The sequence below is a fragment of the Paracoccus sp. L-17 genome (genome assembly GCF_056857655.1).
Genome location: NZ_JBSXNM010000042.1, coordinates 146,199 through 171,653, shown reverse-complemented (window position 1 = coordinate 171,653; position 25,455 = coordinate 146,199). Strand labels below are relative to the sequence as shown.

At 65.9% G+C, this 25,455-nt stretch carries 24 protein-coding genes and 1 pseudogene; 12 read left to right on the top strand and 13 right to left on the bottom strand.

All coding sequences use genetic code 11. The features are described 5' to 3' along the window. The first annotated feature begins 151 nt into the window (after nt 1–151). The 11 genes and pseudogenes from fghA (at nt 152) to AC13CR_RS12915 (ending at nt 10,379) form a co-directional block, all read left to right on the top strand. A complete protein-coding gene (gene fghA / locus AC13CR_RS12965; RefSeq protein ID WP_292951273.1) occupies nt 152–985 on the top strand; it encodes an S-formylglutathione hydrolase in 834 nt (277 codons plus the stop codon). A gap of 172 nt (nt 986–1,157) precedes the next feature. Then, nucleotides 1,158–2,954, top strand: a pseudogene (locus AC13CR_RS12960) (methanol/ethanol family PQQ-dependent dehydrogenase); the annotation flags it as partial. A 178-nt stretch (nt 2,955–3,132) separates the two neighbouring features. Beyond that, the gene (locus AC13CR_RS12955) at nt 3,133–3,927 is read left to right on the top strand and encodes a c-type cytochrome, methanol metabolism-related (RefSeq protein ID WP_446233808.1); all 795 of its coding nucleotides are present in this window, start codon (nt 3,133–3,135) and stop codon (nt 3,925–3,927) included. A gap of 4 nt (nt 3,928–3,931) precedes the next feature. Next, nucleotides 3,932–4,753: a quinoprotein dehydrogenase-associated putative ABC transporter substrate-binding protein gene (locus tag AC13CR_RS12950; protein WP_292951267.1), complete on the top strand. Its 822-nt coding sequence runs from the start codon at nt 3,932–3,934 to the stop codon at nt 4,751–4,753. Continuing rightward, a complete protein-coding gene (locus tag AC13CR_RS12945) occupies nt 4,750–5,283 on the top strand; it encodes a PQQ-dependent catabolism-associated CXXCW motif protein (protein ID WP_292951264.1) in 534 nt (177 codons plus the stop codon). Before AC13CR_RS12950 ends, AC13CR_RS12945 begins: the two co-directional genes overlap by 4 nt. 187 nt (nt 5,284–5,470) lie before the next feature. Then, complete coding sequence (locus tag AC13CR_RS12940; protein WP_482900848.1) at nt 5,471–6,661, top strand: ABC transporter substrate-binding protein; 1,191 nt, start codon at nt 5,471–5,473, stop codon at nt 6,659–6,661. A gap of 10 nt (nt 6,662–6,671) precedes the next feature. After that, nucleotides 6,672–7,637, top strand: coding sequence for a YVTN family beta-propeller repeat protein (locus AC13CR_RS12935; protein ID WP_446232433.1), 966 nt, complete (start codon nt 6,672–6,674; stop codon nt 7,635–7,637). Between the two features lie 24 nt (nt 7,638–7,661). Then, nucleotides 7,662–8,237, top strand: a complete 576-nt coding sequence (locus AC13CR_RS12930) for a cupredoxin domain-containing protein (RefSeq protein ID WP_292951258.1) — start codon at nt 7,662–7,664, stop codon at nt 8,235–8,237. 8 nt (nt 8,238–8,245) lie between these two features. Next, nucleotides 8,246–8,968, top strand: a complete 723-nt coding sequence (locus AC13CR_RS12925) for an ABC transporter ATP-binding protein (RefSeq protein WP_292951255.1) — start codon at nt 8,246–8,248, stop codon at nt 8,966–8,968. After that, nucleotides 8,965–9,789, top strand: coding sequence for an ABC transporter permease (locus AC13CR_RS12920; RefSeq protein WP_292951252.1), 825 nt, complete (start codon nt 8,965–8,967; stop codon nt 9,787–9,789). Before AC13CR_RS12925 ends, AC13CR_RS12920 begins: the two co-directional genes overlap by 4 nt. Beyond that, the gene (locus AC13CR_RS12915) at nt 9,786–10,379 is read left to right on the top strand and encodes a hypothetical protein (protein ID WP_292951249.1); all 594 of its coding nucleotides are present in this window, start codon (nt 9,786–9,788) and stop codon (nt 10,377–10,379) included. The genes AC13CR_RS12920 and AC13CR_RS12915 overlap by 4 nt, the downstream gene beginning before the upstream one ends. 17 nt (nt 10,380–10,396) lie before the next feature. Here AC13CR_RS12915 and AC13CR_RS12910 read toward each other — a convergent pair whose 3' ends face one another. The 4 genes from AC13CR_RS12910 to AC13CR_RS12895 all read right to left on the bottom strand — a co-directional run bounded on the left by AC13CR_RS12910 (nt 10,397) and on the right by AC13CR_RS12895 (nt 14,316). Next, the gene (locus AC13CR_RS12910; protein WP_292951246.1) at nt 10,397–11,647 is read right to left on the bottom strand and encodes an MFS transporter; all 1,251 of its coding nucleotides are present in this window, start codon (nt 11,645–11,647) and stop codon (nt 10,397–10,399) included. A 103-nt stretch (nt 11,648–11,750) separates the two neighbouring features. Beyond that, nucleotides 11,751–12,338, bottom strand: a complete 588-nt coding sequence (locus AC13CR_RS12905) for a LolA family protein (protein WP_292951243.1) — start codon at nt 12,336–12,338, stop codon at nt 11,751–11,753. Between the two features lie 117 nt (nt 12,339–12,455). Further along, the gene (locus AC13CR_RS12900; protein WP_446232728.1) at nt 12,456–13,538 is read right to left on the bottom strand and encodes an isocitrate/isopropylmalate dehydrogenase family protein; all 1,083 of its coding nucleotides are present in this window, start codon (nt 13,536–13,538) and stop codon (nt 12,456–12,458) included. A 16-nt stretch (nt 13,539–13,554) separates the two neighbouring features. Further along, a complete protein-coding gene (locus tag AC13CR_RS12895) occupies nt 13,555–14,316 on the bottom strand; it encodes a sulfite exporter TauE/SafE family protein (RefSeq protein WP_292950698.1) in 762 nt (253 codons plus the stop codon). A gap of 68 nt (nt 14,317–14,384) precedes the next feature. Between AC13CR_RS12895 and AC13CR_RS12890 the strand changes: the two genes are divergently transcribed. Next, on the top strand, nt 14,385–15,320 hold the full coding sequence (locus tag AC13CR_RS12890) for a LysR family transcriptional regulator (RefSeq protein WP_292950696.1): 936 nt from the start codon (nt 14,385–14,387) through the stop codon (nt 15,318–15,320). On the opposite strand, the gene AC13CR_RS12885 is transcribed toward AC13CR_RS12890, so the two are convergent. The 9 genes from AC13CR_RS12885 to AC13CR_RS12845 form a co-directional block, all read right to left on the bottom strand. After that, complete coding sequence (locus AC13CR_RS12885; RefSeq protein WP_292950694.1) at nt 15,286–16,278, bottom strand: NAD(P)-dependent oxidoreductase; 993 nt, start codon at nt 16,276–16,278, stop codon at nt 15,286–15,288. The genes AC13CR_RS12890 and AC13CR_RS12885 overlap by 35 nt on opposite strands. Beyond that, a complete protein-coding gene (locus tag AC13CR_RS12880) occupies nt 16,275–17,951 on the bottom strand; it encodes a thiamine pyrophosphate-binding protein (protein WP_292950692.1) in 1,677 nt (558 codons plus the stop codon). Before AC13CR_RS12880 ends, AC13CR_RS12885 begins: the two co-directional genes overlap by 4 nt. Before the next feature lie 2 nt (nt 17,952–17,953). After that, the gene (locus AC13CR_RS12875; RefSeq protein ID WP_446233335.1) at nt 17,954–19,048 is read right to left on the bottom strand and encodes a 4-oxalomesaconate tautomerase; all 1,095 of its coding nucleotides are present in this window, start codon (nt 19,046–19,048) and stop codon (nt 17,954–17,956) included. A 10-nt stretch (nt 19,049–19,058) separates the two neighbouring features. Beyond that, nucleotides 19,059–21,071, bottom strand: coding sequence for a tripartite tricarboxylate transporter permease (locus AC13CR_RS12870; protein WP_292950688.1), 2,013 nt, complete (start codon nt 21,069–21,071; stop codon nt 19,059–19,061). 79 nt (nt 21,072–21,150) lie between these two features. Continuing rightward, nucleotides 21,151–22,233: a tricarboxylate transporter gene (locus tag AC13CR_RS12865; protein WP_446233336.1), complete on the bottom strand. Its 1,083-nt coding sequence runs from the start codon at nt 22,231–22,233 to the stop codon at nt 21,151–21,153. A 223-nt stretch (nt 22,234–22,456) separates the two neighbouring features. After that, nucleotides 22,457–23,494: a tyrosine-type recombinase/integrase gene (locus AC13CR_RS12860; RefSeq protein ID WP_292950684.1), complete on the bottom strand. Its 1,038-nt coding sequence runs from the start codon at nt 23,492–23,494 to the stop codon at nt 22,457–22,459. A 304-nt stretch (nt 23,495–23,798) separates the two neighbouring features. Then, nucleotides 23,799–24,152 carry a hypothetical protein gene (locus AC13CR_RS12855; protein ID WP_482900847.1) on the bottom strand — a complete coding sequence of 118 codons (354 nt, stop codon included), beginning with the start codon at nt 24,150–24,152 and terminating at the stop codon, nt 23,799–23,801. Between the two features lie 3 nt (nt 24,153–24,155). Further along, complete coding sequence (locus tag AC13CR_RS12850; protein ID WP_446232730.1) at nt 24,156–24,398, bottom strand: EF-hand domain-containing protein; 243 nt, start codon at nt 24,396–24,398, stop codon at nt 24,156–24,158. Nucleotides 24,399–24,711: 313 nt separating this feature from the next. Beyond that, nucleotides 24,712–25,410, bottom strand: a complete 699-nt coding sequence (locus tag AC13CR_RS12845) for a DUF2231 domain-containing protein (protein ID WP_292956104.1) — start codon at nt 25,408–25,410, stop codon at nt 24,712–24,714. Nucleotides 25,411–25,455 lie beyond the last annotated feature (45 nt).

Here is a 25,455-nt window from a genome sequence, read left to right as displayed (position 1 = left end):
GTCGTCGCCGGCTTGCGCGGCGCGCCACCCGCGCCCTTCGTGGCAATACGCGCCGTTTCGCATTGTCGGCATGCCGGATTCCGGTCTTGATGGGCCGGCGCGGCCGTCCCGCTGCAAGCGGGCGGCCATCCCGAACATCACGGAGGATCGGATGAGCCTTGAAACGGTAGCAGAAAACCGCAGCTTCGGTGGGACGCAGGGGGTCTACAGGCACAGTTCGGCAGCCACCGGGACCGACATGACCTTCGGCCTTTTCCTGCCCGAGGCGGCGCAGTTCGGACGGGTTCCGGTGCTGTGGTATCTTTCGGGCCTGACCTGCACCCACGAAAACGCGATGACCAAGGCCGCCGCGCAGCAATGGTGCGACGAGGCCGGCATCGCCATCTGTTTTCCCGACACCTCGCCGCGCGGCGAGGATGTGGCCGATGACGAGGCCTTCGATCTGGGCAAGGGCGCGGGCTTTTACGTGAACGCCACCCAGGATCCGTGGAAGCCGCATTTCCGGATGTGGCACTACGTCGTGGAGGAACTGCCCGACTTGCTTGGCGACAATTTCGCCATCGACCGCGAGGCGATGGGGATCACCGGGCATTCGATGGGCGGCCACGGCGCCCTGACCATCGCGATGACGCATCCGGACCGCTACGGCTCGGTCTCGGCCTTCGCGCCCATCGCCCATCCCAGCAACTCGGATTGGGGCCGGAAGCAGTTCTCGGCCTATCTGGGCGATGACGAGGCGGCTTGGCGTGCCCACGATTCGACCGTTCTGATGACCGAGAAGGGCTATCCCGGCGAGGTTCTGATCGATCAGGGCAGCAGCGACCAGTTTCTGGATCTGCTGAAACCCGAGGCCCTGGCCCAGGCCATGATCGCACGTCGCCAGCCGGGCTGGTTCCGGATGCAGCCGGGCTATGATCACAGCTATTTCTTCGTGCAGACCTTCATGGCCGATCACGTCATGTGGCACGCCGATCGGCTGGGCTGATCGCCTTGCCGAACATTCCCGAACGCCATGCCGCTTTGCCATCAGACTTTAGGGGCAAGCGGCATGGCGGCAGATTGACGCAAGGTCGGCTGCATCCAAGACTGTCTTCTATGGACGGCTGCGGGGGGAGGACAGTTCCGCGGCCCTTGATCCAAGAGCGGAGGAACAATCGATGAGACACTTGCTGAACCGCGCGGCCGCGGCCCTGCTGCTGACGGCCACCGCGGCGTTCGCCAACGAAGACCTGACCAGCCGGATCGACGATTCCAAGCAATGGGCGATCCAGACCGGCGATTACGCCAATACGCGCTATTCCGAGCTGGACCAGATCACCAAGGACAATGTCGGCGACATGCGCGTCGCCTGGACCTTCTCGACCGGTGTCCTGCGCGGGCACGAGGGCGGACCGCTGGTGGTGGACGACATCATGTATGTCCACACGCCGTTCCCGAACAACGTCTTCGCCCTGGACCTGAAGAATGACGGCAAGATCCTGTGGCGCTACGAACCGCAGCAGGATCCCGAGGTGATCGCGGTGATGTGCTGCGATACCGTGAACCGCGGCGTGGCCTATGCCGACGGCACCATCCTGCTGCATCAGGCCGACACCACGCTGGTGGCCCTGGATTCAAAGACCGGCAAAGAGAAGTGGAAGGTCAAGACCGGCGATCCGGCCAGCGGCGAGACCAATACCGCCACCGTCCTGCCGGTCAAGGACAAGGTGATCGTCGGCGTCTCGGGCGGTGAATACGGCGTTCGCGGCCGGGTGACGGCCTATAACCTGTCGGATGGTTCGGAAGTCTGGAAAGCCTATTCGACCGGACCGGACGACGAGATGCTGGTCGATCCCGAAAAGACCATGGAACTGGGCAAGCCGATCGGCAAGGACAGCAGCCTGAACAGCTGGGAAGGCGATCAGTGGAAGATCGGCGGCGGCTCGACCTGGGGCTGGTATTCCTATGATCCGGAGCTGAACCTGATCTATTACGGCACCGGCAACCCCTCGACATGGAACCCCGCGCAGCGCCCGGGCGACAACAAGTGGTCGATGACGATCATGGCCCGCGATGCCGATACCGGCATGGCCAAGTGGTTCTACCAGATGACTCCGCATGACGAATGGGACTATGACGGCGTCAACGAGATGATCCTGACCGACCAGCAGTTCGACGGCAAGGACCGCAAGCTGCTGACCCATTTCGACCGCAACGGGTTCGGCTATACGCTGGATCGTGAAACGGGCGAATTGCTGGTGGCCAAGAAATTCGATCCGGCCGTCAACTGGGCGACCGAGGTCAACATGGATCCTTCATCCGACCAGTACGGGCGCCCGCAGGTGGTGGCCGAATATTCGACCGAGCAGAACGGCGAGGACGTGAACTCGACCGGCATCTGCCCGGCGGCCCTGGGCTCCAAGGACCAGCAGCCGGCTGCCTATTCGCCCGAGACCGGCCTGTTCTACGTGCCGACCAACCACGTCTGCATGGATTACGAACCGTTCCGCGTTGCCTATACCGCCGGTCAGCCCTATGTCGGCGCCACGCTGTCGATGTATCCGGCGCCCAACAGCCATGGCGGCATGGGCAACTTCATCGCCTGGGACAACGTCAAGGGCGAGATCAAGTGGTCCCTGCCCGAGCAGTTCTCGGTCTGGTCCGGCGCTCTGGCCACCAAGGGCGGGGTCGTGTTCTACGGCACGCTGGAGGGCTATCTGAAGGCGGTGGATGCCGAAACGGGCGACGAATTGTTCAAGTTCAAGACCCCGTCCGGCATCATCGGCAACGTGATGACCTACGAAAGCAACGGCAAGCAATATATCGGCGTGCTGTCGGGCGTCGGCGGCTGGGCCGGCATCGGGCTTGCGGCCGGTCTGACCAACCCCAATGACGGTCTGGGCGCCGTGGGCGGCTATGCCGCGCTCAGCGACTATACCGAACTGGGCGGCCAGCTGACGGTGTTCGAACTGCCCGGCGACGTGGCCTCGAACGCCCCGGCGGCCGAGCCGAAGCCGGCTGCGGGCGAGACGAAGGGCTAATACTTTCGTTCCGCACGGACGAGGTTGATCTGTGAAAGGGCCGCCCCAGCGATAGACTGGGGCGGTTCTGTCTGGGGAGAGCAGGCAAATGAGAATTGGGAGGACGACGATCATGAAAGTCATCACCAGCCTGGGGGCGCTGATCCTGGGCGTATCGCTGGCCGGCGCGGCCATCGCGCAGACCGCAGCGACGGACGCCACCACACCGCCCCCGGCGCAGGCCGGCGCGGGCGCGGCCGCCGCCACGTCGGGAAATGCCACCGCCACGACCACCGGCACCGGCACCGGCACCGGAGCCGTCGATCCGGCGCAGGCCGGGGCGGGGGCTGCCGCCGCAACGTCGGGCAATGCACAGGCCGCAGCTCCGGCCGCGCAGGATGGCAAGGACGCGGCAACCGGTAACGGCGGCACGGTCAGCGACAAGCCGGTGGATCTGGCCAAGGGCGCGACGACCCTGCCGAACGGCATGGACATCACCCCCGATTACGAAGAAAACGGCCGCTGGTTCAACGCCGACGGGATCCCGACATTCAAGATCGCCGAGGACGGCACGGTCGATTTCGCGACCTTCAACGGCTATCGCCGCTATACGTCCAATTGCATGGTCTGCCACGGCCCGGACGGCGAGGGTTCGACCTATGCGCCGGCCCTGAAGAATTCGGTCCTGCGGCTGGACTATTATCAGTTCCAGCAGATCGTCGCCTCTGGCAAGAAGCAGGTCAACACCGCGCAGAATCAGGTCATGCCGGCTTTCGGCACCAACAAGAACGTCTGGTGCTATGTCGATGACATCTGGGCCTATCTGGTGGCGCGCGGCACCGACGAATTGCCGCGGGGACGCCCGGCGAAGAAGGGACCGAAATCGGAGGCATTCACCGCGCAGGAAGATTCCTGCATGTCGATGTGATCCGATGATCCGCTTCCCCTGGCCCAAGCCGGCGCTGATCCTGGCCCTGTGCGGCGCGCTGCCCGCCGCCGCGCAGGTCGCCGATCTGCGTTCGACCACGCAATTCCGGGTCTGCGCCGATCCAGCCAATGCGCCGATGTCGATGAAGGACGGATCGGGCTTCGAGAACCGGCTGGCCGAGAAATTCGGCGAATGGCTGGGCAAGCCGGTAAGCTATACCTGGTTTCCCTCGGGCATCGGCTTCATCACCAAGACGCTGCGCGCCGGAACCTGCGACGTGGTGATGGGCTATGCGCAGGGCGATGAGCTGGTGCAGAACACGAACCATTACTACACCTCGGTCTTCGGCATCGTGACCCGCAAGGACAGCGATCTGGCCTCGGTCGATCGTCTGACCGACCCGGCACTGAAGGATCGGCCGCTGGGTGTCGTCGCGGGCTCGCCCCCCGCCACGATCATGGCGCGGGCGGGGCTGGCCAAGAACATGCACGGCGCCGATCTGTTCGTGGATCGCAGGGTCAAGGATCCGGTCGGTGACCTGCTGCAAGGCGTCCGCGACGGCACCTATGACGCCGCCGTGCTGTGGGGGCCGCTGGCCGGGCCGCGCGTCAAGGACGATCCCGATCTGCAATTCACCCCGTTGCTGAAGGAAACCACCGGCCCGAAGATGGCCTACCGGATCACGATGGGCGTGCGTCAGGGAGAACAGGAATGGAAGCGCGAACTGAACAGCCTGATCCGCCGTCGTCAGGACGAGATCAATCAGGTGCTGCACGAGGCGGGCGTGCCTCTGGTGGACGATTACGGCAAGGAACTGCTGCCATGACACGCTGGGCGATGGCGCTGTTGCTGGCTTTCGCCGCTTCGGCCAGCGCCGAGGTTCCCGAACCCGAAGGCTATCGCGGCGCCCCCTATGGGGCACCCGTTCCCGCCAGCCTTCAGGGCGCCGAGGTTATCGATGCCGCCCGCGCGATCGACCTGCACGACCAGGGCGCGGCCTTCATCGACGTCTATCCCCGGACCCGCAAACCCCAGGATCTGCCCGAAGGCACCATTTGGCAGGAGCCGCGCCACGACACCATCCCCGGTGCGATCTGGCTTTGGGATACCGGCTATGAACGCCTTTCCCCGGACGAGGAAGCGCGGCTGAGGAACGGCCTGGCCAGCGCCTCGGGCGGCGACAGATCCGCGCCGCTGGTGATCTTCTGCCGGGCCGATTGCTGGATGAGCTGGAATGCCGCCAAACGCGCCGTGGCCATGGGCTATGACGCGGTGAAATGGTTCCCGGGCGGAACCGATGAATGGCAACAGGCTTCGGATGCCGATCTCGTCGCGGCCGTTCCTGTCACGCCGTGACGACGCCGAAACGATCGATCATCCCGCGCGTGGCGGCGTCGGGGACGGCGCGGGCGGCAGACGCCGCGCCCTCGGACAAAAGGCATAGGACCAAAGGCTTAGCCATAAGTTCCCGGTGCCGGCGGGAAGATAAACAGGCTTGCCCAAACGCTGCCCTGCGCCCACGATGATCCGGGGAGAGCGGAGCATGATCAGGGCAATCACGGGTTTTCTGGTCGCGGTCGTGCTGCTGGCGCCACCGGTGTGGGCGCAGCGGGCGGCCGATCCGATGCTGATCCGCGCCGCCGTGCTGCGTGTCGATGCGCAGACGCTGCGCCCGATCTCGCGGCTGGAACTGCCGACGGCCGACCTGGGTTTTGCGGGCGCGCGGCTGGCGATCGAGGATAATGACACGACCGGTCGCTTCATGGGTCAGGATTTCGAAGCCCAAGAGGTCGCAACCGGCCCCGACGGGGCGAATGCGGCGCTGGACAGCCTGATCGGCGCCGGCATTGCCTTCATCGTCGTGCTGGCCGACGACCAGACCACGCTGGCACTGGCCGACCGGGCCGGAGACAGGGCGACGATTTTGAACGCCCGCGCGCGCGGCGACGCCCTGCGCGGCGCGGATTGCCGGGCGAACATCATCCATGTCGCGCCCAGCCATGCGATGATCGCCGACGCCCTGGCGCAGTTCCTGATGTGGAAGAACTGGCCGCGCTGGTTCCTGGTCGAGGGCAGCCATCCCGCCGATACCGATCTGGCCGACGCCTACCGGCGCGCGGCCTCGAAATTCGGTGCGAAGATCGTCGAAACTCGTGTCTATGAAGATACCGGCGGTGCAAGGCGCACCGATTCCGGGCATGTGCAGGTGCAAAAGCAGATGCCGGTCTTCACCCAGCGGGCGCCGGCCTATGACGTGATGATCGCGGCCGACGATTCGGATGTCTTCGCCCCCTATCTGCCCTATCAGACCTGGGATCCGCGGCCTGTCGCCGGATCCGCCGGGCTGGTGCCGCGAACCTGGCATCCCGCGATGGAGGCCTGGGGCGCGAGCCAGTTCCAGAACCGGTTCGAGGAACTGGCAGGCCGCCCCATGCGCGAGGTCGATTACCAGACATGGCTGGCACTGCGCATGATCGGCGAGGCGGCGACGCGCACCGGCTCGGCCGATCCGGCGGTTCTGCGCGACTTCCTGCTGTCCGACCGCTTCGAGGTCGCCGGCTTCAAGGGGCAGAAGCTGACCATCCGCGACTGGGATCAGCAGCTGCGCCAGCCGATCCTGCTGACCACCGGCGATCTGATGGCCTCGGTCAGCCCGCAGGGTCAATACCTTCACCAGGTCAGCCAGCTCGATACCCTGGGCATCGACCGTCCCGAAACCGAATGTTCGTTCTGAAAGAGGCGCCATGCGATATCTTCCGACCCTCGTCCTGTGCCTGGCCGCAGCCCCGGCGATGGCCAACCGCGTGTTTGTCACCAACGAAAAAAGCAACGACGTCACGGTGCTGGACAGCGACACGCAGGAGGTGATCGGCACCTATCCGGTCGGCAACCGCCCGCGCGGCATCACCATCAGCCCCGATGGCACGAAATTGTATGTCTGCGCCTCGGACGACGATCTGGTCCGGGTCTTCGACCCCGAGACGATGGAGGAATTGTATACGCTGCCGTCGGGGCCGGACCCGGAACTGTTCGTTCTGCACCCGTCGGGCAACCCGCTTTACATCGCCAACGAGGACGACAACCTGGTCACGGTGATCGATACGCAAACCCGCAAGGTGCTGGCCGAGATCCCGGTCGGGGTCGAGCCCGAGGGGATGGGCGTCAGCCCGGACGGGAGGGTGGTGATCAACACCTCCGAAACCACCAACATGGCGCATTTCATCGACACCGAAAGCTTTCAGATCTTTGCCAATGTGCTGGTGGACAGCCGCCCGCGCTTTGCCGAATACAATCGCGACGGAACCAAGCTTTATGTCAGCGCCGAGATCGGCGGCACGGTCAGCGTCATCGACCCGTCCACCCAGCAGATCATCGACAAGATCGGATTCGAGATTCCCGGTGTGCTGCCCGAAGCGATCCAGCCGGTCGGCGTCCGCGTCACCGATGACGGCAGCAGGGTCTTCGTGGCGCTTGGCCCCGCCAACCGCGTGGCCGTGATCGACGGCAAGTCCGACGAGGTGCGGGATTACCTGCTGGTCGGCCAGCGTGTCTGGCAGATGGCCTTCACGCCGGACCAGAAATACCTGTTCACCACGAACGGCAACTCCAACGACGTCTCGATCATCGATGTGGCCAGGGAAAAGGTCGTCAAGTCCATTCCCGTGGGTCAGCAGCCCTGGGGCGTGGTGATCGCGCCCGGCCCGCATTAGCCCAGAGAAAAGGAAAGGCAGAGAATGAAGCCGAATCCGACCCGCCTGTTGGCGATCCTGATGGCCGCTGTCCTGACGGGCGCGCCCGCCATGGCGCAGGACGCCGTTCCTGCCGCAGACGCCCCGGCCAGGGAATCCCGGTCCGGGCCGACCGCCCCCGAAGATGGCGACGACGATGACGCGGCACCGACGGACGCGGCCGCCGGCATCCACGAGGCGAAGGGCAAGTTCGATTACGGATTGGCGGGGCTTCTGTCCTCGGACAACCGCGCCGATCTGGCGCCGCTGACGATGGCTGCCGGACAGCCGGTCGCAAGCGGCGATTACACGCTGTCCTCGGGCGGGTATTACCGGATCGACATCAACGCCGATGGCAGTCAGGAACTGGGCCTGTCGGGCGGCGATTTCTTTCGCGCGATCTGGGTGAACGAAATCGTCGTGAACGGGATCGAGATCCGGCCGACGGGCGTGCACAGCCTTGAATTCGACGAGGCCGGCACCGCCTCGATCAGCTTCGTGGCCATTCTGCCGGGCCGATACACGCTGTCCATTCCCGGTGCGCGCGGGGACACCCAGCGGGCCGTCTTCACCATCCGGTAGGGGCTTTCGTGACCGCCGCACTGGACATCGACAGGGTCAGCCATTCCTTCGGCAGCGTCGCGGCGCTGACCGACGTGTCGCTGCACGTGCCGCGCGGCGGCTTTACCGCGCTGCTGGGGGTGAACGGGGCGGGCAAGACGACCCTTTTCTCGCTGATCACCCGGCTCTACGACAATACTTCGGGCACGATCCGGGTTGCCGGCCACGATCTGCGCCGCGCGCCGCGGCAGGCCCTGGCGCGGCTGGGTATCGTGTTTCAAAGCCGCGCGCTGGACGCCGATCTGAGCGTGCGCCAGAACCTTGCCTACCACGCCGCGTTGCATGGGATCGGCCGGGCCGAGGCACGGGTGCGCATCGCCGAGGTTCTGGATCAGGCCGGCCTGACCGACAAGGGCGGCGACCGGGTCAGCGCCCTGTCGGGCGGACAGACCAGGCGGGCCGAAATCGCCCGCGCCCTGATTCACCGCCCCGATATCCTGCTGCTGGACGAGGCGACCGTCGGCCTTGACGTGAAATCGCGCGCCGAGGTGCTGGCCCTGACCCGCCGGCTGATCGCCGAACAGGGCGTCTCGGCGCTGTGGGCCACCCACATCATGGACGAGATCCAGCCCGACGACGATCTGGTGATCCTGCATCAGGGCCAGATCCTGCGCCGGGGCCGCGCCTCGAACATTGCCGGCCGGCAAGGACTGACCCAGGCCTTTCTGAGCCTGACCGGCACCCCGGCATGAGCGGCGACCGCGCCTTCCCGGCCGCGGCGTGGGCGACGGCCTTTCTGGGCATCGCCCGGCGCGAGACGCTGCGCTTCGTCAACCAGCGCGGCCGCTTCCTGGCGGCGCTGGTGCGGCCGCTGGTCTGGCTGTTCATCTTCGCGGCCGGGTTCCGCGCCGTCCTTGGCTTGTCGATCACGCCGCCCTATCAGACCTATGTGCTCTACGAGGTTTACGTGACGCCGGGACTGTGCGCGATGATCCAGCTGTTCAACGGAATGCAATCCTCGCTGTCGATGGTCTATGACCGCGACACCGGCGCCATGCGGACCCTGCTGGTCAGCCCGTTCCCGCGCTGGTTCCTGCTGGCCTCGAAACTGGTTGCGGGGGTCCTGGTTTCGATCATCCAAGTCTATACCTTCCTGGCGATCGCATGGTTCTGGGACGTGCAGCCGCCGCCCTGGGGCTATCTGGCGGTGCTGCCCGCGCTGATCCTGTCGGGGCTGATGCTGGGGGCGATGGGGCTTTTCCTGTCCTCGACCATACGCCAGCTGGAGAATTTCGCGGGCGTCATGAACTTCGTCATCTTCCCGATGTTTTTCGCCTCCTCCGCGCTCTATCCGCTGTGGCGGATGGGCGAAAGCTCGACCTTGCTGCACGACATCTCGGCCGTGAATCCCTTTACCCACGCGGTCGAACTGATCCGCTTCGCGTTGTATCTTCAGGTGAACTGGCTGTCCCTGGCGGTGGTCCTTGGCTTTCTGGCGGGGTTCTTCGCGGGGGCGGTGTTCATGTATGATCCGTCAAAGGGCCTTTGGGCCCGCAGAAAGGGAAAAGCATGAAAATCCTTGCGGTCCTGATCGCCTGTCTGGTCGCCGGCCCCGCCCTGGCGGCCAGCGGGACCGATCCGACATGGCCCTGTATCCAACCCAAACAGCCGCGGCTTTCGCTGGGTCAGGTCTGGGCCGGACCGGTGCCGGACCAGGCCGTGCTGAGCCTGGCGGCGGATCCCCGGATCGCGGATCTGGCCGATCGGCTGGAACAGCGTCGCCTGCCGATCGAGCAGGCCGAAAAGGACATCGCCGATTTCGCCCGGGATGCCGATGCGGCCCGGCTGACCGCGCTGATGCAGGCCATTTTCGACCGGATCGAATCCGAGCGCAGCGCGCTGATCGCCGGGATCGCGCGCTATGGTCAAAAACAGGTCGCACTGGCGAAGATGATCGAGGATCGCCGGAGCCGGATGGCCCGGCTGGAGGCCGAGGAAAATCCCGACTTCGATGCCATGGACGCCGAGGAAAAGGCGCTGGACTGGGATCAGCGCATCTTCACCGAACGCCAGAAATCGCTGACCTATGTCTGCGAAACGCCGGTAATCCTGGAGCAGCGTGTCTTTGCCCTGGCCCGCGCCATTGCCAGCCATCTGCCGTGATCGGCGGCGGCGCCGTTTCAGGCGGCCTGCGCTGCGGGTGAAAGTCGCGAGGGCGCCTCGCGAACAGGCAGGTGGATTAGGGCACTGAAGGCGCCGACGCCGACGCCCACCCACCAGACCAGTGTGTAATCGCCATAGATGTCGTACATCGTCCCGCCCAGCCAGACCCCCAGAAACGAGCCGATCTGGTGCGACAGGAAGACAAAGCCGTAAAGCGTTCCCATATAGCGCAGACCGTAGAGATGCGCGACCAGGCCCGAGGTCAGCGGAACCGTCGCCAGCCACAGCCCGCCCATGACCAGCGAGAAGGCGACCACGCTGGCCGGGGTGATCGGCGCCAGAATGAAGGCGGCCGCGGCGATGGTGCGCAGGGCATAGATCCCCGCCAGAAGGTATTTCCGACTGTATCGGTTGCCCAGCCAGCCCGCGAAGATCGAGCCCGCGATATTGGCCAGCCCGATCAGGCTGATCGCCGCCGCGCCAAGCGCCGACGTGGTGGTGATGCCGATGCTGGCCAGCGTGCCCAGCGGCGAGATCGGGCCGGACATGCCGGTGATCATGGCGGGAAAATGCGCGGTTATGAAGCCAAGCTGATAGCCGCAGGAGAAAAAGCCGGTGAAGATCATCAGATAGGACGGATCGCGGAAGGCGCGGCGCAAGACGCCGCCCATGCTCTCCTCGATCTCGCTGCGAACGGCGGGGCGGCCGCCGCCCAGCATCGGCAGGAACAGCAGCGTCGTCAGCACGATCACGCCGAATATCATGAACACGGATTGCCACGGATAACGGCCCAGAAGCATCTCGGCCAAAGGTGCCCCGAAGACCTGCCCGGCCGAACCCGCAGCCGTGGCGATGCCAAGCGCGAGACTGCGGTTGGCGTCGCTGGCGGCGCGGCCGACCACCGCAAGGATGACACCGAAACCCGTTCCCGCGATGCCGAAGCCGACCAGTATCTCCAGCAGCTGCATCGTCGCGGGCGTGGTCGCGTAGGCGCTGAGGATCAGCCCCGTGGAATACAGCAGCGCGCCAAGGATGACCGCCGGCCGGTCGCCCCAGCGTTCGGCCATGGCGCCGAAGATCGGCTGGCCGATCCCCCAGGCCAGGTTCTGGATCGCGATGGCAAGGCTGAACTCGGCGCGCGGCCAGCCGAATTCCGCGCCGATCGGGATCTGGAAGACGCCGAAACTGGCCCGCAGCGCAAAATTGATCAGCAGGATCAGCGAGCCGCCGACCAGGATCGGGGTGAAAAGGCGGGCCGACATCGACATGGCGATAACCCCTGCGGCAAGTTCTCGCCGCAGCGTTGCGGCCTTTCGCCGAAAAGGTCAAGATCGCTGTCTGGATGACAGCGATCGGTCCCGGACGCGCGGCTCAGCGCATCACGAATTTCGAATCCGGGATCGAGACGCCCTTGCGCATCTCGCCCAGGATCACCGTCGTCTTCTGGCCGCTGTCGTCGGTCACGATCCATTGCCGCAGTTCGGTCGGACTGGTGAAGACCAACTGGATATTGCCGTATTGCGGATTGGCGGGATCCTGGGCCGTCACCACAGTCGAATTCTTCGCCTCGGCGTAGCCGGTGACCATGTTGGCCCGGCCCAGATCGACGTTCCGGGCCAGGATGATCGACAGCGGGGTTCTGGACAGCGGATATTGCTGCGGACCGCCGTTCGATTTCGGATCGACGACGGTCACGTTGCCGCCCGAGGCCACGACCAGTGTCTTGTCGTTGTTGTATTCGAACCGGACCCTGCCCGGACGGCGGATATACACGGTTCCGGTTGACATCGTGCCGTCCGGATTGACCTGCGTAAAGTCCGAGGTCGCGGTCGTGAGGCCGTTGAGATAGCGAGAGATCTCGTTCAGCGGGATCTTTTCGGCCAAGGCCGGGCTGCCAAGGCCAAGACCAAGAACGAGGAGGGCGGCGGCGGGCGCGAAGGCGAAGATGCGTCTGTTCATGTCGCCAATTCTATCCTTTTCCGTGGCATCTGCACATCACGTCTGGCGGATGGCATCTGCCGCGAACGCTCGCGCCGATGTGACGGTTCCCCGGTACGGCCGCCGCGCTGAACGATGTCAGACCGTCTTGTCCGTCAGCCTTGCGCCGACCGCGTGGGCCAGGTCGCGCGTGCCGGCCCGGCCGCCCAGATCGCGGGTCCTGTGACCGGGCGAGGTCAGGCATTCTTCCAGTGCCGCTTCGATCGCCGCCCCGGCCGCCTGCATCGCATCATCCCCGCGCCGCGCGCCCAGCCAGACAAGCAGCATCCCCGCCGATCCGATCAGCGAGGCGGGATTGGCGATGTCCCGGCCTGCCAGATCGGGCGCCGAGCCGTGCTGCGCCTGCGCCATCGCCATTCTTTCTCCGGCGTTCAGCGACGCCGCAAGGCCCAGCCCGCCTGCCAGTTCCGCGGCCAGATCCGACAGGATGTCTCCGAACATGTTGGTGGTCACGATCACGTCGTAGAGATCGGGCGATCGCACCAGATGGGCGCACATCGCATCGACAAGGCTTTCATCATAGCGCGTGTCGGGATAATCCGCGGCCACCGACCGGCAGCATTCCAGAAACAGACCGTCGCTGACACGCATCACATTCGCCTTGTGAACCGCGGTCACATGTCGGCCCCGTGTTTCCGCCAGCGCGAAAGCCTGTCGCGCGATCCGCATCGATGCGTCGCGGGTGATCCGCCTGAAGGCCAGCGAGACGTCCGGCGTCACCATGATCTCGCCCGGGCCGCGATGAAGGTTGCGGTCGGCGTAGAAGCCTTCGGTATTCTCGCGAACGATCACCAGATCCAGCGGCGTTCCGGCACGCGGGACGATTCCCGCGCGGCTGCGGGCGGGGCGGATATTGGCGAACAGATCCAGTCTTTTGCGCAATTCGCCCGACGGGTTCAGCCCGCCGTCCTCGCGCGTGGGATAGGCATTGTGCGAGACCGGGCCCAGGACGATCCCGTCGCAGCCTTCGATGGCCTTGAACGCCGTTTCGGGAAAGGTGCTGCCGGTCGCCTCCAGGGCGGCGAAACCGACCTCGATCACGCGGAATGCCAGGTCCAGACCAAAGCGGTCGGACGCGGCCTCCAGCACGACGCGGGTCGCGGCGGCGATCTCGGGGCCGATGCCGTCGCCGGGCATCAGGGCAAGGGTGGTTCGTGTCATCGACTTTCTCCGGGCATCAGTCAGACAAGGTCAGCTTTCGCAATCCCGCCACGATCAGCTGGATCGACAGAATGATGAGGATCGCGTCCAGGGCCCGGCGAAAGCCGTGGTCATCGATCCGGTTCAGCAGCAGCTTTCCCGCCAGCGTGCCAAGAAAGCCCGCCGCGATCATCACCGCGACAAAGGCCAGCCAATGCGCGAAGGCAAAGCCCAGCAGGCCGAAGGCCATTGTCTTGACGCCGTGCTGCACCGTCATCAGCGTCGCGTGGGTGGCGACATGGGCATGGCGCGGCAGATTATGCGATTTCGTATAGGTGGCGACGAACAGCCCCGTCGCCCCGAAGAACATGGTCAGAAAGCTGGACACCGCCCCCACCAGCAGCGGCCAGTCGCGCAATCCGCTGGGCGGTCGCCCGATCACCGACCAGATCACGAAACAGCCGACGCCGATCTGCACCCAGGCCGGCGGCAGGCTGACCACGATGGCACCTCCCGCCGCCGCGCCGATGACCGAGCCCGCCGCGAAGGCCGGGATCGCGGGCCAGAAGATCCTGCCGAACGTGATCAGCGCCCGGCCCAGATTCGATCCGATCTGGATCACGCCATGTGTCGGGATCAGCGCGGCGGGCGGCACCAGGATCGCCATCACCGCCAGCAGGACGCCGCCGCCGCCGATGCCGAAGGCCACGGTGATCAGCGAAGCCGCGAAGCTGGTCGCGACAAGGACCAGAAAGACGATGTCGGTCATCCCGTCGGGCAGGAACCATGCGGGGATCATCGCGGGCTTGCCCCTGTGGGCGCAGGTTGTAGCCTGTAGCCCGCCGGATGGGGGCGGCGAGGATGCGCGTGGATTATCTTGGCCTCGAGGCCTTCGTGGCGATCGCGGACCACGGCTCGTTCCATCGCGCCGCCGATTCGCTCAGCCTCAGTCAGGCGGCGCTGTCGCATCGGCTGCGCAAGATCGAACAGGATCTGGGCGCGGCGCTGCTGATCCGGACCAGCCGCGAGGTGTCGCTGACCGCGATCGGCCAGGGGCTGCTGCCCGAGGCGCGGGCGCTGCTGAAGGCGTTGCAGGATACCTATGAATCCGTGCGGACCGGCGCGCAGCGGAAGGCCAGGCGGCTGGCCTTTGCCTGCCTGCCCTCGATCGCGAATGTGCTGCTTGGCGGAGTGCTGGACAGAATGGCGGCGCGCCGGCCCGAAATCTCGTTCGAGGTGCTGGACATCCCCGTCGCGCAGATTTCCGAGGCGGTCAGAAGCGGCGAGGCGGAATTCGGCGTGACCATCATGTCGGCCGAACTGGCCGACCTGCGGCTTCGTCCCTTGGTGGACGAAGAATACCACCTGTTCGTGCGCCACGATCATCCCCTGGCCGGCAAGCCTCATGTCGGTCTGCCGGATCTGATCGGTCCCAGGCTGGCCAGGATCCGGTCGCAATCGAAGAACCGGCAATTGCTGGACGCGGCCTTCGGCGATCTGCGCGACCACCTGCACTGGCATTTCGAGGTCCAGAACGCGACCATGGCAATGCGCCTTGTCAATGCGGGCGTGGCGCTGACCATCCTTCCGCGCAGCGCCATCGGCATGGCGCCGGCCTCGCTGGTCGCGCTTCCCTTTCACGGAGTCCGGCTGCAGCGCACGCTGGGCATCGTGTCGCGGCGCGCGGTTCCGATCTCGGGGCAGGCCAGCGAATTGCTGGGCCTGATCAAGGCCGAGATGCTGGAACGGTTTTCGGCCCATGTCGATGTCAGTTCCGATCGCGCGTCCAGACCGCGGGATTGACCATGTCGAAGGGCTCGCCCCGCGCATGGGCGTTCACCAGATCGTAGATCTGGCCGAACTGCCGGTCCAGTTCCTCGCGGGTGATGAAGCCGATATGGGGGGTCGGGATGACGCCGGGATGGGACAGCAGCGGGTCGGCCGGGTCGGTCACCGGCTCTTGCGGGAACACGTCCAGCGCGGCGCGTTCGATCCGCCCCGCCTCCAGCGCCTGCAAGACCGCGCCCTCGGCGATCAGCCCGGCCCGCGAGGTGTTGATCAGCAGCGAACCGGGGCGCATCGCCATCAGGTCGCCTTGCGTGATCTCGGCCCGCGTGTCGGGCGTCAGCCGCTTGTGGATCGATACCACGTCGGATTGCGCGAAAAAATCCCGCCGCGTGGCGGGCAGGTCCTCGCCATCGGCGGCGGCGCGGTCGCGGCCCTGATCGGATGCCCAGAACCGCACTTCCATGCCCATTGCGCGGGCAAAGCCCGCAACCAGTTTCGCGATCCCGCCATAGCCGTAAAGCCCCAGTCTCTGGCCCGCGACGTTGCGGCCCAGCGGCGCGGCGCCCTGCCAATGCCCGGCCCGGGCCGAGGCGATCTGGTCGGGCAGATAACGCAGCCCCGCGATCACCAGCCCCATGGTCAGTTCCGCCGTGGATCGCGATGCCCCGTCGCGTGCCTTTCGGGCGCAGAACAGGATGCCGGCGCGGGTCAGCGCATCGGCATCGACATGGCCATGCTGCCCCCGCATCGCGATCAGCCGGGGACCGCCCTGCAGCCGGGCGGCCAGAGAGGCGGTCACCGCCGTCCGGTCGCGAAACAGCACGACCGCATCGGCATCCGACAGGCGCCGGGCCAGAACCTCGTCATCGGCGGCGCGGTCGGTCCAGATCGTGACCTCGTGGCCGGCCAGCAGCCCGAACGAGGGCAAGCCGCGCAGGCTGTCATACCAGTCGTCAAGAATATGGACCTTCACAGGAATGCCTCGATCGCGACAGGGTGTTCGGTTCCGCTATGGCCGTCGGGATGGGCGCGCCGGATGACCGGCGATGCCACCATGTCGGATACCGGAACGTCGATCAGCATCGGTCCGCGCCGGGCGGCAAACCGCTCGACGATGCCGGGCAGCGCCGACAGGTCGTCGACACGGTATCCCGCGATGCCGAAACCGCGCGCGATCGCGGCCAGATCGGTCCGGCCGAAGACCGCGCCGGCATCCGACAGACCCTCGTGGCGCAGCTTGTGGATCTCGGATCCGTAGGCACCGTCGTTCAGCACGCAGATCAGGATATCCAGGCCGTGGCGGCGGAGTGTCTCCAACTCCTGAATGTGCATCAGCACCGATCCGTCCCCGTCGAACAGGACGATCCTTTCGCCCGGCCGCGCGGCGGCAACGCCCATCGCATAGGCGATGCCGTTGCCGATCGCGCCGAATTCGCGGATGGTCAGAAAGCGGTCCCAGGGCCGATCCATCTGCGCGAAGAAGAACGAACAATGGCCCGATGAATTGACCATCTGCCAGTCCATCGGCAACACTTTGTCCAGCACCGAGACCACATCGCGCGGATCCAGCAGGCCCGGCTGGGCCGGGAATGTCGCGGTATCGGCGGGCGTCGTCGCGATGGCATCGGCCAAGTCCGCGCTGCGCCAGCCCTGCCGTGGCGAGGCGCGGCGCGCCAGCGCCTGCGCCGCCAGCCGCGCATCCGATCGCAGATGCCGTTCGGCAGCCACCATGCCCTGACTGACCGCGCGGGGCGCGGTGTCGATCTGCACGATGCGGGCCTTGGGGAACAGCTTGCCCTTGTCCAGGTTGTGCTGGGTCAGGCTGCATCCGAAAGCCAGGACCAGATCGGCCTGGGCAAACAGCGATCGGGCCAGCGCGGTCGAGAAGCCGCCCGCAATGCCCAGCGAGAAGGCATCGCCGTGAAACAGGCCGCGCGCGGGCAGGGTCGTGGCCATCAGCGCGCCGATCCGGTCGCCCAGATCGCGGCAGGATGCGGCGGCATCGGCATCGGCGGCACCAAGACCGGCCATGATGACGACACGCCGGGCCGCGTCGATTTCCGCCAGCAGCGCATCCAGATCGTCGCTGCCGGGGGGAATCGGCCCCGTTCGCGGCATGATCTCCGCCGATGGCCGGGGCAGGCATGCCGGCGGCGCGATCTGCCTGGCCTGCAGATCGAAGGGCACGCCGAGGACGACGGGGCCGCGCGTCTCTTTCGCCTCGACAAAAGCGTCGCGGATCGCCTCGGCCATGCGCGGGACGTGGTGCAGAGCCCGGTAGCGGGCCCCGGTCGCGGCGATGAAGGGCGCCTGGTCGATGGCCTGGTTGTACCATGCCGCGCCCAGCGGCGCCTCGCCCGCGAAGATGACCAGCGGCAGCCGGGCGCGCGCGGCGGCGGGCAGGGCGGTCAGGACCTGCGTCAGCCCCGGCCCGCAGGTCACGGTCGCGACACCGACCCGGCCGGACTTGCGCGCAAAGGCGGTCGCGGCGGCCACGGCGCAATGTTCGTGGCGGACATAGGTCATGGCGACCCCGCGCCCGGCAAGCGCGGTGGCCCAGTTCATGTTGGCATCGCCCAGCAGCGCAAAGCAGGTATCGACCCCTTCGGCGACGAAGCAATCGGCCAGATGTTCGAACAGATGCATCCTCAGCGCGTCCAGATGGTCGCCGGAATCAGGACCTCGCCCCGTGCCAGCAGGCGCGCGGTGCGGACCACCCCGGCCGACCGGATCGCGACCGCATCGCCATCGCGCCGGAAATCGACCAGCACATCGAAGGTCCCGGTGGCGTGTTCGATGCCGATATTGACGGGCGATGGCCCCCGCGCGGCCGAATCCACCAGGCCGTCGGCCACGGTGCCGGGCGTGATCGCGCAGGCGGCGATGCATTGCGCGCCGGTCACCGCCATCGAGGGATGGCAGGACCACGGCATGAAATAGCGCGCGGCGATGGTGCCGCCATGGCGCGGTGCGGCCAGCAGGGTGATCTTGGGCGTGACCGATTGCGACACGTCGCCAAGGCCCATCATCCGCCCGGCCTTGAGGCGGATCGGCTCCACCCGGTCATAGAAGTCGCGCCTTTCGTCCAGCTCGGCCTGGCTTTCATGGCCGGTCAGGCCGAAATCCGCCGCCCGCGCCATCATCACCGGCATGGCGACATCCATGCAGGTCACCTCGATCCCGTCGATGACGTCGCGCAGCCTGCCGGTGGGCAGCAAGGCGCCGGTGACCGATCCCACCGTTTCCATGAAGCCAAGCGCGATCGGCGCGGCACTGCCGGGCACGCCGGCGATTTCGGTGCTGCCGCCATATCGGACCTGACCGCCCGGCGTCTGGATCCGCGCCTCGACCACCGCGCCGGTATTGACCGCGTGGATGCGCACGACCGTCTCGTCGTCCCGCGCCGCGATCAGACCCATCTCGATCGCGGCGGGACCGACGCCCACGAGGATGTTTCCGCAGGTCGGGCGGTAATCGACCTCGCGCCGGTCGACGGCGACCTGCGCGAAGTAATAGTCGATATCGCAATCGGCGCGTTCCGACGGCGACAGCATCGCGACCTTGGTGGTGACGGCGTTGCCGCCGCCGATGCCGTCGATGTTCAGCGGATGGCCTGCGCCGACGACGGCCATCAGCACCTGCGACAGCGTCTGCTGGTCCTGCGGCAGATCGCTGCGGCGAAGATAGGGTCCGCGCGAGGTGCCGCCGCGCAGGAAATGATAGGGGATCGCGGTTTGGCTCATCTGGGGTGCCTCAGGTCAGGGGCCAGGGAAGGTCGGAAAGCGTCTGCAGGTATCCCGGCGGCAATTCGCGCCCCAGAAAGCCCGCAAGCCCGGTGATGAAGGCAAGCCCGATGGCGGTGGCCAGCAGCGTGCCCGGCCAGCCAAAGCGACCCCGGACCCGGAAGAAGGCCAGCAGAAAGATCGCCAGCGCGATGAACAGCCCGAACACGAAGGTCATCGCGACCAGTGCCCCGAACCATGTCAGCGTCGACCACAGGCCGTGCGGTGCCTCGCCCTCGGTCCCGCATTCGAGGTCGATGAAGACATCGTCGGTCGCGGGCGTCATCGCCATCCGGGCCAGCAGCAGCAGCGCGCCCGCCAGCGTCACCAGGCCGATGGTCAGCGGAAAGACCCGGTCCTGCAGGCGGCTGACGCCCCAGGCATCCAGCGTCGCGATCGCGACATAGGCGGTGACGATGCCCAAAAAGATCAGCGGCGCGGTCTTGGTGCTGGTCGGCGCCTCGATATTTTCGCGGATGTTCTTGGACGCCCGGATCCCCACGATGACCGAGACGATTGTCAGCACCAGCAAGGTGATCGTGATCGGCGACAGCAGGTAATCCCAGCCGGCTTCGGACGAGCGACGAAACCGGGCCCCGGCGATCTGGAAAGCCTGGTTGACGAAGATCTCGGACTGGTTGCTGAGGACGAAACCGATGAGGAAGGCCGGCCGCGAAAAGTCGAACCGCCGCAGCAGGATACCCAGGATGCCGATGCCGACCAGCGCCGCAAGATCCAGCGCCGACTGACGCGACTGGAAAGCCGCGAAGGCGATGATCGTGAACAGATAGGGCGCGATGATGGTAAAGCGGATCGTCGTCATCCGCGCGATCCATTTGGACAGCAGGATGCACAGCCCCGCGCCGATCACGTTGGCCAGCGCCAGCGACCAGACGATGGTGTAGGTGATGTCCAGATTGTTGCGCACCATCTGCGGTCCCGGCGTCATGTTCAGCAGCGCCAGACCGCCAAGAAAGATCGCCATCGACCCCGATCCGGGGATGCCGAAGATCAGCGTGGGCACCAGCCCGCCGCCCTCTTTCGCGTTGTTCGAGCTTTCGGGCGCGATCACCCCGCGAATGTCGCCCTGGCCGAACTGCGACTTGTCTTTTGCCGTCTGCACGGCCGATCCGTAGGCCAGCCAGTCCACCACGGATCCGCCCAGACCGGGAATGACACCCACGATCACGCCGATCACCGCGCAGCGCAGCGACAGCCAGCGATGGGTCCACCAGTCGCGCACGCCCTGCGTCCAGCCGTCGCCCAGCGTCCCGCCCTCGGCGATGGCCCTGTCCTGCCGCAGAAGCGAGACGATCTCGGGCACCGCATAGATGCCAAGGCCCACGATCACCAGTTGGAAGCCATCGACCAGATAGGGCAGGTCATAGGTGGACATGCGCAGGCTGCCGCCGGCTGGGGCGGCGCCGATGGTGCCGAACATCAGCCCCAGCCCGGCCGCGACCACACCTTTCAGCGGCACACGACCGGCAAGGATCGCGACCATCGACAGGCCGAGGATCGTGATCATCAGCATTTCGGGCAGGCCGAATGCAAGGATCAGCGGCCGGGCGATCAGGATGAAGAAGGTCAGCACGATCGCGCCGCACAGACCGCCGAACAGCGACGAGGCGAAGGCCGCCGACAGCGCGCGCGCGGCGTGACCCTGTTTGGCCAGGGGAAAGCCGTCCAGCACCGTCGCCTGGCTGGCGGATGATCCCGGTATGCCCAGAAGCACGGACGAGAACGTGTCCGAGGTCGGAATGACCGCGATCAGCCCGATCATCAGCGCCAGCCCCGAGACCGGTTCCATCCCGTACATGAAGGGCAGCAGCAGCGCGAGCCCGGCGATGCCGCCCAGTCCGGGAAGCACCCCGATCGAGAGGCCCAGCAGAACGCCTCCGACAAGATAGACCAGCTGCATCGGTTGGAAGATCAGGGCGAAAGCCTGACCCAGACTGGGCAATGCCTGCAGGAAGGTCTCCACGACGCTCTCCGTTTGCTGGGGAAAATCGGCGCCGCCCGTCCATCGGCGGGCAGCGCAGGCTGGCAGAAGACGCCGGCCATCACTCCAGGGTGACGTCGTAGTCCTCTTTCAGCCAGTCGAGAACGTATTGCTTGGCTTCAGGCGTGATCGACGTGGCCTGTTTGGTCGCCTCGACCGCCGCATCGCCCACAAGCTGCGGATAGGCGCCCAGAACCTCGACCGCGCGATCCTTGAAGTCTTCGGCAGTGGTGATTTCGCGCAGCGCCTTGACATAGGTATCGACCACCTCCTGCGAGGCCGAGGATGGCAGGAAGATGGTTTTCTGGTTGGCAAAGCCCGCGACGAAGAATGCCTTGTAGGCGTCCCAGGCCACACCTTCGGTTTCGCATTCCGCCGTCGCCTCGCAGACTTCCTTGAAGCTGGGCAGGTCCGGGAAGGTCGGGTCGCGGACGATATTGCCCTGTTCGTCCAGCGCGCCCCAGGTAAAGATCGGCACCGCCAGTCCGTCATCGACCAGCGGCTGCACGTTGGCCAGATAGGCCGCCGAGGTCTGGTAATCGATATTGGCCTCGCCACGTTCGAACATCAGCCGCCCATCACCGCGCCCCTCGACGCCAAAGACAGGATCGACCTGCATTCCCAGCATCTTGAAGGCCAGCAGCGGCACCAGATCCAGCGTCGTGGCCCCCTGGCTGCCATACAGATACGGCTCGTCCTTCAACTCGTCCATGTCGCCGTCGAACCGTTCGCCCAGATCCGGCGGCAGATAGACCACGCCGCCGGTGGCCGAAGCCAGGACCGGCTGCCAGTCCCGATATTCATAGCGGACGCGCGGATCGCCCAGAAGATAGGGAAACTTGGTCGATCCCGAATCGCCGAAGATGGTCAGCCCGTCGCCCTCATCCTGCTGGCCCTGAAACCAGTTCGCGCCCTCGGTCGAGCCGGCGCCGGGACGGTAGCGCACGACCACGGTCGGCGCGCCGGGCAGCGCCTCGGACAAGAGCGGCGCGTAGAAATTGGCCCATTGCGCCGATCCGCCCGATTCCGAAAAGGGAATGGTGTATTCGACCGTCTTGCCGTCGAAGGATTGCGCGGCGGCGGTCTGCGCCGCTGCGGCGACCGCAGCCGCCGCCATCGCCGTCAGAATGAACGAACGTTTCATGAATTCCTCCCGTTGGTATGCGCGCCTCTCTCTCCTCCGGCGCGCTGATTTTCCGGCTGCATGGCACCCGGTCTGACGAGAATGGCAAGGCCCGTGCAATAACTCAAACGCAATTAAGGAAATGTCGGATGCATGAAACTTATTCCTTGCGTCGCGACGGACGGCAAGCGGATGGGCGATGGACGCCGCGGATCGCGACGCTGCCGGGACACCCCGGACGGTCTCAATCCTCCAGCAAATCGGTGGCCGGGTTGTCCGCGATCTCGACATCGGCGTAATAGCTTTGCGCCTGGTTGACCGATCGGTGCAGCGACAATTGCATCGCCGCGACCAGCGGCGCGCCCTCCAGCGCGGCCTGGGTCAGAAAGCCCGCGCGCAACCCGTGGGCGCTGGCGAAATCGGGGGGGTAGCCGGCCAGTTCCAGCCGGTGTCGCACGATCAGCCGGAAACCGTCGGCCGACAGCCTTCGGAGCAGCGGGCGGTCGGCCAGGCTGACCGGGCGGAACAGCGGCCCGTCCTTGATCCGGGCCGCGGCGATCCAGGCCATGACGGCGCGGGCCGCGCGGCCCTTCAGGGGCAGGCGAGGGGCGGTCTCGGGTCCGGTGGTCTTGGTGGTCAGAAGGCGGATCCGCAGCAGGGCCTTGTCCTGAAAGTCGCGATCGTCGATGTCGTCGCGGTTCAGCGCCACGATTTCCGACCGTCTCCGACCGCCCGAGGCCCAGCCCAGCATCAGCGCGGCACGGTCGCGCATGCCGCGATGGCTGTGGTCGCAGCTGGCCAGCATTGCCTCCAGCACGGCGCGGGTGATCGGGTTTCCCGACTTGGGCGCACGGGGCCGGGCAGCGGCGCGGCGGGCGCGGCCGCGCGCCTGCGCGACCAGCGGCGCGTCGAAGGGCGAAGGAAGGTTCTTCATCCGGTGAAAGGCGCGCCAGCTGGCGATGCGGCGATCCAGCGTGGATGGCGCCGGACAGGCAAGGCTGCGGCGCAGACCGGCGGCGATCAGCGTATCGGCGGCCTGCCGCGCGGGGCCCTGTGCCGTCGACAGGTTGGCGGCGTGATCCAGAACGAAATGCAGCGCGACCGTCTCGGCCTCGGGCCAGGACAGGTCGTCGGCAAAGCGGGCCAGCTTCCAGGCGGCGATATAGGCAAGGTCGCGTTCCCAGGCGCGCAGCGTGTTTTCAGGCGTGCCGCGACGATAGAGTTCGGCCAGCGCGGCCTCGTCGGCGGAAGACAGCGAGAAGGGCGCGAGAGGCAGATCCATGGACGCGAGAATGCGGTGACGCATGGGACGCGTCAAGAATGCGATGAGGGGGCCTGTCGCGGGCGGCGGGGCAATTTCGGTCGGGGCCGAAGCGATCCGCATGCAATTTCTTTCGTGCCGATCCTATCTGATTCTTGTCAGCGGGTGAGTGATTCTCAACAGACAGAATCTTGCGGCCGCGCGACCGGCGTGATCCAAAGCGTCTGGAAATCTGCCCCGGTGCCAACGGTCAATGCCGATCGGAGGATTTTCGGTCTCACATATCAGCAAAAACCGGGGTTACCGGGGGGCGAGCCATCTCCGGTCACATCATTCGGGCGCTTCTCGTCCTGGCGATCTTCCGGAAGATATTGATCATTATTCCATTTCCGGCAATCCTGGCCATATCCTGGCCATATCCTGGCCAGGGTCGTCGCGGGGTTTCGGCGCCGAATACATGGATGATCCGATGAATCCCTTCGATTTTGCGGCCGCCATGTGGCGCGGTGCCGAACCGATGGTGATGATGCAGCAGGAGGAATTGGGCGGACAGATCGAGGTTACCGGGGACGAACTTGCCTCGATCATCGCGTTCGTCCACGACGCCGATGAGCAGAAGAAGTTCAGTGACCGCGACATACCTTGCCTCGTCGCTCGCGCGGGCAGGCTGACCTGGCAAGCCCTATTCCATCGATGGCAAAGCGCCGTTTTCGATTGCCGCCGCCAGTTCTTCGGCATCGACCGCGCCGTCCTTGCTGGTGTCCAGCGCGTCGTAATCCTGCTGTGTCAGATCGGCATATTCGGTCTGCATTTCAGTTAGCGAGTAGAGCCCGTCCTGATCGGTGTCCATCTCGTGGGCGAAGGCTGCGCCGGCGATGGCCAGCAGCCCGGCCGAGGCGAAGCCGATGATGCGTGTCGCGTTCATTGTCATGGTCTCCTGCAAGGTGATGATTTCGAGCGGATCGGGATCAGAAACCCGGCCGCGCGGATCCGTGGCCTTCCGGCCCGGATCGGTTCGACACGGGGGCGCGGACTGCAACGGGCTGCGGGCGGACAGCAGCCCAGAGGACCGGGGCGGACAGACCCAGCGAGATCAGGATGAAGATCATTGTCGTTTCCTCCTTTTGGCGTCGCGCCGCATAATCTATGAGGCGCTTGAAATGAAGACGCTGCTCGTCACGTCCGTTACATGAAGGCATCAGGCCGGACGGGCGGGCCGGGCCGCTTCGCCGTCGCCGTCACGCATGCGCCCGTCGTCCCAAGAGGCCGAGCGCGACGATCGCCACGGCCCCCAGGCCGAAAGCCCAAAGCATCCAGGTGGGCAGATAGAAGGTCATGTAGACCTCCCATCCCAGCTTGCCGATGGTCTTGGTCACCAGCGACGGCGTGCCGTTGAGCGATCCGCCCAGCGTGCCGGTGATGGTCACGACGGTTGCGCCGATCAGCGTCATCACGAATGTCACCCAACGCTGTGCACCCTCGAACAGATGACTGCGATAACGATAGCCAAGCACGCCCAGCACCGTCCAGTAGCTCAGCGTCCAGGTTGCCAGCATGATATGGTTGCGGCCCAGCGGCGACTGGGTGATGGCCGACCAGGGATAGATCGACAATCCCAGACCATAGGCCATGAACCCGGCCAGCGAGCCCAGCAGGATCAGCGGCCAGACCGATTTTTCCAGGCGCACCGCAAGCACGGAATCCGAAAACACCCGGAAGAAGACGAACAGCGCCGCCGTCAGCCAGAGCGCGATCGGGAAATGCACCACGAGGATGTGGTAGACCGGCGAAAGCGAAAATCCGGCCATCCCTTCGACCGCCGTTTCGACGCCGCCGCCGCCGCCATGCGCCCGCGCGGCGCCGGCGCCAAGCGCCAGCAGCGCGGTCGTGGCCAGCGCGGTTCGCAGCGTCGGCAGATATGGATGGGCAGGTGTCATGGTCCGTTCCCCGGGTTCGGATATGTGGTGATCCGCTTTGCAACG

Bases quoted from the DNA above. Each gene is read 5' to 3' on its own strand.
- fghA (WP_292951273.1), top strand. From the start codon at position 152: ATGAGCCTTGAAACGGTAGCAGAAAACCGCAGCTTCGGTGGGACGCAG.
- AC13CR_RS12955 (WP_446233808.1), top strand. From the start codon at position 3,133: ATGAAAGTCATCACCAGCCTGGGGGCGCTGATCCTGGGCGTATCGCTG.
- AC13CR_RS12950 (WP_292951267.1), top strand. From the start codon at position 3,932: ATGATCCGCTTCCCCTGGCCCAAGCCGGCGCTGATCCTGGCCCTGTGC.
- AC13CR_RS12945 (WP_292951264.1), top strand. From the start codon at position 4,750: ATGACACGCTGGGCGATGGCGCTGTTGCTGGCTTTCGCCGCTTCGGCC.
- AC13CR_RS12940 (WP_482900848.1), top strand. From the start codon at position 5,471: ATGATCAGGGCAATCACGGGTTTTCTGGTCGCGGTCGTGCTGCTGGCG.
- AC13CR_RS12935 (WP_446232433.1), top strand. From the start codon at position 6,672: ATGCGATATCTTCCGACCCTCGTCCTGTGCCTGGCCGCAGCCCCGGCG.
- AC13CR_RS12930 (WP_292951258.1), top strand. From the start codon at position 7,662: ATGAAGCCGAATCCGACCCGCCTGTTGGCGATCCTGATGGCCGCTGTC.
- AC13CR_RS12920 (WP_292951252.1), top strand. From the start codon at position 8,965: ATGAGCGGCGACCGCGCCTTCCCGGCCGCGGCGTGGGCGACGGCCTTT.
- AC13CR_RS12915 (WP_292951249.1), top strand. From the start codon at position 9,786: ATGAAAATCCTTGCGGTCCTGATCGCCTGTCTGGTCGCCGGCCCCGCC.
- AC13CR_RS12910 (WP_292951246.1), bottom strand. From the start codon at position 11,647: ATGTCGATGTCGGCCCGCCTTTTCACCCCGATCCTGGTCGGCGGCTCG.
- AC13CR_RS12905 (WP_292951243.1), bottom strand. From the start codon at position 12,338: ATGAACAGACGCATCTTCGCCTTCGCGCCCGCCGCCGCCCTCCTCGTT.
- AC13CR_RS12900 (WP_446232728.1), bottom strand. From the start codon at position 13,538: ATGACACGAACCACCCTTGCCCTGATGCCCGGCGACGGCATCGGCCCC.
- AC13CR_RS12895 (WP_292950698.1), bottom strand. From the start codon at position 14,316: ATGATCCCCGCATGGTTCCTGCCCGACGGGATGACCGACATCGTCTTT.
- AC13CR_RS12880 (WP_292950692.1), bottom strand. From the start codon at position 17,951: ATGCATCTGTTCGAACATCTGGCCGATTGCTTCGTCGCCGAAGGGGTC.
- AC13CR_RS12875 (WP_446233335.1), bottom strand. From the start codon at position 19,048: ATGAGCCAAACCGCGATCCCCTATCATTTCCTGCGCGGCGGCACCTCG.
- AC13CR_RS12865 (WP_446233336.1), bottom strand. From the start codon at position 22,233: ATGAAACGTTCGTTCATTCTGACGGCGATGGCGGCGGCTGCGGTCGCC.
- AC13CR_RS12860 (WP_292950684.1), bottom strand. From the start codon at position 23,494: ATGGATCTGCCTCTCGCGCCCTTCTCGCTGTCTTCCGCCGACGAGGCC.
- AC13CR_RS12850 (WP_446232730.1), bottom strand. From the start codon at position 24,398: ATGAACGCGACACGCATCATCGGCTTCGCCTCGGCCGGGCTGCTGGCC.
- AC13CR_RS12845 (WP_292956104.1), bottom strand. From the start codon at position 25,410: ATGACACCTGCCCATCCATATCTGCCGACGCTGCGAACCGCGCTGGCC.